Origin of the sequence: Promicromonospora sp. NPDC060204 (assembly GCF_042728455.1) — a bacterium.
Taxonomy (GTDB): domain Bacteria; phylum Actinomycetota; class Actinomycetes; order Actinomycetales; family Cellulomonadaceae; genus Promicromonospora.
In genome coordinates, this window is the sequence record NZ_JBHWZO010000299.1 from 1 (window position 1) to 7073 (window position 7073).

8 protein-coding genes are annotated in these 7073 nt (G+C 72.2%); all 8 read right to left on the minus strand.

Annotated elements, in window-relative coordinates:
* Nucleotides 1–36 precede the first annotated feature (36 nt).
* Entirely contained in the window at nucleotides 37–1149 is a 1113-nt protein-coding gene (locus ACFWEJ_RS25395; protein ID WP_377231953.1) for a 3-deoxy-7-phosphoheptulonate synthase, read from the minus strand.
* A 272-nt stretch (nucleotides 1150–1421) separates the two neighbouring features.
* The gene (locus ACFWEJ_RS25400; protein ID WP_377231954.1) at nucleotides 1422–2156 is read right to left on the minus strand and encodes a glutamine amidotransferase; all 735 of its coding nucleotides are present in this window, start codon (nucleotides 2154–2156) and stop codon (nucleotides 1422–1424) included.
* 31 nt (nucleotides 2157–2187) lie between these two features.
* The gene (locus ACFWEJ_RS25405) at nucleotides 2188–2988 is read right to left on the minus strand and encodes an ABC transporter permease (RefSeq protein ID WP_377231955.1); all 801 of its coding nucleotides are present in this window, start codon (nucleotides 2986–2988) and stop codon (nucleotides 2188–2190) included.
* Nucleotides 2985–3968 carry an ABC transporter ATP-binding protein gene (locus ACFWEJ_RS25410; RefSeq protein ID WP_377231956.1) on the minus strand — a complete coding sequence of 328 codons (984 nt, stop codon included), beginning with the start codon at nucleotides 3966–3968 and terminating at the stop codon, nucleotides 2985–2987. The genes ACFWEJ_RS25405 and ACFWEJ_RS25410 overlap by 4 nt, the downstream gene beginning before the upstream one ends.
* Nucleotides 3969–4021: 53 nt before the next feature.
* Complete coding sequence (locus ACFWEJ_RS25415; RefSeq protein WP_377231957.1) at nucleotides 4022–4828, minus strand: hypothetical protein; 807 nt, start codon at nucleotides 4826–4828, stop codon at nucleotides 4022–4024.
* Between the two features lie 11 nt (nucleotides 4829–4839).
* Nucleotides 4840–5625 (minus strand): hypothetical protein, encoded by a 786-nt coding sequence (locus tag ACFWEJ_RS25420; RefSeq protein WP_377231958.1) that lies wholly within the window; start codon nucleotides 5623–5625, stop codon nucleotides 4840–4842.
* Nucleotides 5622–6566 (minus strand): ATP-binding cassette domain-containing protein, encoded by a 945-nt coding sequence (locus ACFWEJ_RS25425; RefSeq protein ID WP_377231959.1) that lies wholly within the window; start codon nucleotides 6564–6566, stop codon nucleotides 5622–5624. The genes ACFWEJ_RS25420 and ACFWEJ_RS25425 overlap by 4 nt, the downstream gene beginning before the upstream one ends.
* Entirely contained in the window at nucleotides 6563–6937 is a 375-nt protein-coding gene (locus tag ACFWEJ_RS25430) for a GntR family transcriptional regulator (RefSeq protein WP_377231960.1), read from the minus strand. Before ACFWEJ_RS25430 ends, ACFWEJ_RS25425 begins: the two co-directional genes overlap by 4 nt.
* Between the last annotated feature and the right edge of the window lie 136 nt (nucleotides 6938–7073).

Sequence of the window (7073 nt, forward strand, 5' to 3'; positions counted from 1 at the left end):
GGCGACAGGCCCGGCCGGCTCCGAGAAGAGATCAGGTCAGCCGCGCCGCTCGCGGACCGCCTTGGCGAGGTCGCGGAGCAGGTCCTCCGTGGTGTCCCAGTCCATGCACTTGTCGGTGACGGACTGGCCGTAGGTGAGCTCCGACAGCGGGCCCGGCTGCTGCGCGCCGGCCTCGATGAAGCTCTCCATCATCAGGCCCGTGATGCCGTGCTCGCCGTCGGCGATGCGGTTGGCGATCTCGTGCACGACGCCCGCCTGGCGCACGTGGTCCTTGCCCGAGTTGCCGTGGCTCGCGTCGACGATCACGCCGTTCTCGACGGCGCCGCCGAGCCCGGAGGTGCGCGCCACGCGCAGGGCGGCGGCGACGTCCTCGGCCGAGTAGTTGGGGCCCGACCGACCGCCGCGCAGGATCACGTGGCAGTCCGGGTTGCCCGTCGTCTCGACGGCGGCGGCACGGCCCTCGGCGTCGGCGCCGAAGAAGGTGTGCTCGCTCGCGGCGGTGATGCAGCCGTCCACGGCGATCTGGACGTCGCCGTCGGTCGCGTTCTTGAACCCGACGGGCATCGACAGGCCCGAGGCGAGCTGCCGGTGCACCTGCGACTCCACGTTGCGCGCACCGATGGCGCCCCAGGTCACGGCGTCCGCGATGTACTGGGGGCTGGTGGGCTCCAGGAACTCGGCCCCGGCGGGCACCCCGGCGTCGAGGACACCGAGCAGCACCTCGCGGGCCAGGTTCAGGCCGTGCCGCACGTCGTGCGACCCGTCCAGGTGCGGGTCGTTGATGAGGCCCTTCCAGCCGACCGTGGTGCGCGGCTTCTCGAAGTACACCCGCATCACGACGACGAGGTCGTCGGACAGCTCGCGCCGGAGCGCGGCGAGCCGGGCGGCGTAGTCGAGCGCGGCCACCGGGTCGTGCACCGAGCACGGGCCGACGATCGTCAGCAGCCGGTCGTCCTCGCCGGTCAGCACGTCGCGCACCTCACGGCGGGACGTCGTGACGAGGTCGCTGCGGGCGGTGCCGAGCGGCATCGCCTCCAGCAGGCTCCGCGGGGCGGGCAGCGGGTCGAGAGCGCGGATGCGCAGGTCGGAGGTGCGGGTACCGAGGTCGGTGGTCGCCTCGGTGCTGGGTTCCGCGGGGGTGATGCTCATCGGGATCGGGGCTCCTGGTTGGAGGGGTCTGGTTCGAGGAACCGGACGGCCCGCCACCGACTCCTGGTCCGGAGCGGCCCGTCTCGGTAAAGACGAAGGGCCTGGACGCGATCGGCGTCCCAGGCCCTGGCTCCGGGTGGAAGGTTGGTCAGGCGTACGCCCGCCGAGCTCCACCAGGAGCCGACGTAAAGCGCCAATACCAACGGATGTCCACGGCCAAAACGGTAGCCCCACCCCCGGCGACTGTCTACCGGATCCCAGGATGCGGTCGATCACACCCGGGCGTAGCGCTCCACGAACGCGCGCAGCACGCGGAGCGGCTCGGTGACCGATACCGCGAGGCAGCGCTCCCGCACCGCCTCCGCCTCCTCGGGCGGGAAGTAGCCGTAGTCGCGGTAGACCGCGATCCGCTGGTCGATGCCCGGGCCGTCGAGCTCGGGGTGGAACTGCGTGGCGTACAGGTTCTGCTTGACCCGGAACATCTGGACCGGGCAGCCGGCCGACGACGCGAGCAGCACCGCGTGGTCGGGCAGCTTGCGCACCGCCTCCTTGTGGCCGACGTACGCCGCGAAGGACTGCGGGAGCCCGGCCAGCAGCGGGTCGTCCGCCGCGTCCGGGGTGAGCTCGATGGTCACGGGTCCCACCGGCTCGGCGTAGGTCGCGTCGATCACCGCGCCCTGGTGCGCCCCGAGCGTGCCGACGCCGTAGCAGGCGCCCAGGAACGGGAAGTCGCGCGCCACGACCTCGTCGAGCAGCCCGGACAGCTCGGCCTCGACCCGCCGCTGCGCGGGACCCTTCGTCTCCTCGGGGTCCGAGGAGTTGAAGGGTCCCCCGCCGACGAGGACGCCCGAGTAGTCGTCCAGGTCGATCGGCGGCAGCGGCTCGCGCTCGAGGCGGACCCGGTGCAGCTGCTCCGGCTCGAGGCCTCCGTACCGGAGGAACGCCTCGTGCTCACCGTCTGCGGCGAGGTCCTCCGCACGCGTCGCGAGCAGCAGAAACGGCTTCATGACACGAGCCTAGGGGACCCCTGACCAGGGGTCACGTCCAGCGGAAGAGCTTGACGCCGAGGGGGAAGAGCACCACGGTCCAGCCGACCAGAACGAGCACCTGGGCGAGCGGGAAACCCTCGGTGCCGAACCAGCCGACGGTGAGTCCCTGGGCCGCGGCGCCGAGCGGCAGGTAGAGGCCGATCGTCTCCATCCAGTCCGGCATGACGGACAGCGGTACCCACACCCCGGAGAACATCAGGGACGGGAAGTAGAGCAGCATGCCCAGCCCGGACGCCGTCGCGCCCTTCTCGGCCCGCGCCGCGACGAGCAGCCCGAGCGAGAACATGGCAGTCGTCGACAGCACCAGGACGAGCAGCACCGTCAGCGGGTCGGCCGCGAACGGCACCCCCAGCACGACCATGCTGCCGACGACGGCCGCGCTCGTGGACACGATGAGTGCCAGCACGTTGATCACCAGGTGCGCGCCGATCAGGTTCTGCGGCGGCATCGGGGTGGTCGACAGGCGCTTCAGGATGCCCTTCTCGCGGAAGGTCGCGAACTGCACCGGCATGGTGGTCAGCGCGATGGTCCCCACCGCGAGCGCGATGATGGTGGGCAGGTAGCTGGTGACGCCCGGCGCCTCGTTCCAGGGCGGCGGCGCGTCGGTCATCGGCTTCGAGAAGTCGGGGATGGCCAGCCCGAGCCCGAGCAGCAGCAGGCTGGGGAAGACGAGCGCGAAGAAGACACCGGTCGGCTCCCGCAGCCACACCTTGAGCTCGGTGGTGAACAGGGTGCCGAAGCCCCTGGCCCGCAGGCCCCGCGGGACGACGGCGGTCTGGACGGCGGTCATGCCGCCACCTCCTCGTTCTCCTCTGCCCGGTACGCACGACCGGTGACCTGCACGAACACGTCCTCCAGGGTGCGTTCGACGGTCCGCACGTCGTCGGGGACGACATCGGCGGCCGCGAGCGCCTGCACGACGGCGAACAGCACCTTGCGGGTGCCGGTCACCTCGATCTCGTCGCCGGCGGGGACGACTCCGGCGACGTCGGCGTCCCGCTCGGAGAGGGCGGTGAGCAGCAGGGCCGCGCGGTCGCGGGCGGCGTCGTCCGCGAACCGGAGCCGGACGCCGCGGTGGCCCTCGAGCCCCTCGATGAGGGCGGCCGGGGTGCCCTCGGCGACGACGCGGCCGGCGTCGATCACGACGAGCCGGTCGCAGAGCCGCTCGGCCTCGTCCATGAAGTGGGTGACGAGCAGCACGGTGACGCCGGAGTCGCGCACGCGTTCGACGAGGTCCCAGGTGGCGCGCCGGGCGGCGGGGTCGAGGCCGGTGGTGAGCTCGTCGAGGATGGCGACCTGGGGCCTGCCCACGAGGGCCAGGGCGATGGAGAGCCGCTGCTTCTGCCCGCCGGACAGCTTGCCGAACTGCTGGTCGCGCTGCGCGGTCAGGTCGAGCAGGTCGAGGAGCTCGGCCGAGTCCGCCCGCTGCGGGTAGAAGGAGCCGAAGACGTCGAGCGCCTCGCCGACGGTGATCTTGTCGTGCAGGGCGGCCTCCTGGAGCTGGACGCCCACGTGCTCCCGCACCGCGGCAGGGTCGGCCTGGGGGTCGTGGCCGAGGATCCGGACGGTTCCGCCGTCGGCGTGCCGCAGCCCGGCGACGCACTCGACGGTGGTGGTCTTGCCGGCGCCGTTGGGGCCGAGGATCCCGAAGATCTCGCCGCGGGCGACCTGGAAGGACACGTCGGCGACGGCGGTCTTGGGGGCGGCGCCGCGACCGGCGCCGGGATAGGCCTTTCTGAGGTGGCTGACTTCGACGACTGGGGACGTCATGGTCACACTCTTTCTGGGTCGGGTCGGGCGGGTTCGGGTCGGGTCGGGTCGGTTCAGGCGGCGCGCACGGGCGCCGTGCGCAGCAGGGCGCGGAGCACGACGGCGGCGATGACGGCGGCGAGCGCGGCCCCGCCAAGGCCGATCAGCAGGGTCGCGAGACCCTCGGACGGGGGCACCTCCGCGTGCTCGATGTCGGGCACGAACTGGATGTTGGCGATCGTGCCGATCACGCCGCTGCGGGTCGCGAGGTCGGCGAGCACGGCGGGCAGGGCCAGCGGGACGATCAGGAGCGTCCCCCAGGCGCCGGTGTGCGTGAAGCCGAGGCCGATGCACGCGCCGACGAGGATGTAGGTGGTGAGCACGAGGGCCTCGGCGACCGTGCTGCCGAGCACCGTGAGGGGCGAGTCGAAGGGCAGCGCCCCGAGTCGGCGCCAGGTCATCCCGAGCGACGTGCTGAGCAGGCGCTCGCCCAGCAGAGCGAGCGTGGTCACGACGCCGAAGCCTGCGCCGACGACGACGGCGCCGCGCACCACGCCCTCGGCCAGGGACCGGCGGCTGCCGCCGGCGGCCACGTGGAGCGTGAGGATGCCGGAGGACGCGAGGACGCCGAGCGCGATCATCGGCCAGCGGGCGGCACCGAGGGTCACGTCGAGCGCGCTGATCTCCAGGTCGTTGCCGGCCAGGGCGTTGCCGACGGTGAGCCCGACGGCGTAGAGCGCGTAGACGCCCCAGAACCAGATCCCGACGGTGACGCCGGATCCACGGAGCCGCCGGGCCACGGCCGCGACGCCGCGCAGGTGCCCGGCCCGGGTCAGCTCGTTGCGGCTCATCGTGCTCTCCTCGATGGTCGGTGTTGTCATGGTCGTGCCCCTCAGACGGAAGGTCGCAGCGGGACGGAGCGCAGCGGCGTGCCGAACAGCCAGGCCGCCAGCGCGACGGCGACCGCGCCGCCCGCGAGGCCCAGGAGCACGCCGGCCCCGCCGTCGGGCAGGTTCTGCGGGCCCGCGATCAGGGCGGTGACGCCCGTGTGCGTGGCCAGGTCGACGAGCGCCGCCGGGACGAGCGCGGCGAGGACGTAGAGCGAGCCCCGCACCCCGCCGAGGCGGTAGTAGCCGGCCGAGATCGCGGCGCCCACCAGGTAGTACGTGGCCGCGACGAGCGACTCGGCGACGAACGTCAGGGCGATGCCCCCGTAGCCGTCGACCGGCAGCCCGAACTCACGTGCCCAGGTCAGGTCCAGCGCGGCGAACAGCGCGCGCTCGGCGACCAGGTAGAGCGCGGTCACCGCCCCGATCAGCAGCCCGCTGACGAGGGCGCCCTGGAGGGTCCCGGTCGTCATGGACCTGCGCGTGCCGCCGGCGGCGACGTGCAGCCGGAGGTACGCGGCGGGAACGATGATGCCGAGCACCAGCACGAACCAGCGGGACGAGCCGCCCATCTGGGCGTCGACGATGCCCTGGTCCAGGTCCCCGCCGTACCGGGCGTTACCCAGGATGACCGCGAGGGCCACGACGGCGAAGATCGCCCAGTACCACCCGCCGATCGTGCTGACGACGCGCAGGGTCATGCCGGCCGCGCGGCGGGCGCCGCGCCGTTCGGCCTCGCGGACCAGCGTGTCCCGCCCGGGGCTCGCCACGGCCGAGGTGGTGGCGCTCATGATCGCCCCGGGCCGGTCAGGCGGACGAAGAGGTCCTGCACCGGGACGGAACCGACCTCGACGCCCGCACCGCGGGCGGCGGCCAGCTCGTCGTCGTCCAGCGCGCCCTCCAGCGTGACCTGCACGGTCGCACCGAGCTGCTGGCGGTGCAGCACCCGGCGCTCCCCCGCGACCCGCTCGACGGCGTCCTTGGAGCCCGTGAGGCTGAACCCGCGCGCCCGCATCTGGTCGGCAGGCTCGGCCAGGAGCACCCGGCCCCGGTCGATGACCACGACGTCCTCGAACAGCCGCTCGACCTCCTCGACCAGGTGGCTGGACAGGAGGATCGTGCGCGGGTGCTCGGCGTAGTCGGCGAGGAGCTCGTCGTAGAACGCGTACCGCGTGGGCGCGTCCATGCCGAGGTACACCTCGTCGAAGATGGTCAGCGGCGCGCGCGTGGCCAGGCCGATCGTGGCACCGACCGCCGAGCGCTTGCCGCGCGACAGGGCTGACGGGTGCTTGCGGACGTCCACCTCGAACAGGTCGAGGAGGCGTTCCGCCGTCTCCGCGCTCCAGTCCGGCCGCATGTCGGCGTAGTACTTGAGCGAGGTGGAGACCTTCTCGTCGTTCATCAGGTCGCCGCTCTCCCGGACGAGCTGGGTGCCCGAGGTGATCCACGGGTTCTCCCATGGGTCCTCCTCCTCGCCCGCCGGCCCGACACGGACGGTGCCGCTGGTGGGGCGGGTGAACGCCGCCAGCAGCGAGAGCATCGTCGTCTTGCCGGCGCCGTTGCGGCCGAGCACCCCGGTGATGACCCCGGGGCGGATCGCGAGCGTGGCGCCGTCGAGCGCCGTGCTGGCCTCGTCCCGGATCAGGGTGCCGTTCTGCAGCACCCGGTGGCTCCTGCCGAAGTGGACGACGACGTCGTCCAGGCGGGCACCGAACGGTGCGGTGGTCGTCATGACTCCTCCGTCTGTCGCTTGCCGGCGCCCAGGACGTAGGCGACGACGTCTTCGGTCGGGATGCCGAGGATGTCCGCCTGCTGGAGCGCAGGGGCCAGGACCTCCTCGAAGTAGCGCTTGCGATGGTCCGCGAGCAGGCGCTCCCTGGCCTGCGGCGCGACGAACATTCCGAGGCCACGGCGCTTGTAGAGCACGCCCTCCTCGACCAGACCGGCGAACGCCTTCTGGGCGGTGGCCGGGTTGATGCGGAACGTCGTCGCGAACTGTGTGGTGGACATGACCTGTTCCTCCTCCTTCAGCTCACCGGCGAGTACCTGCGCGCGGATCATCTGCGCGATCTGGATGTAGATCGGCTCGGGCCCGTCGAACACCGGCTCACCCCCTCCGTTGGTTCATTACTTGACTAATGAACCATAGATGCAGGAGTCAGCGCAAGCATCTCGGGAAACTCGTGCGAAGAAGATTCGTACGAAGACAGAGAGGGGCGGGACGGACAAGTAGTCCGTC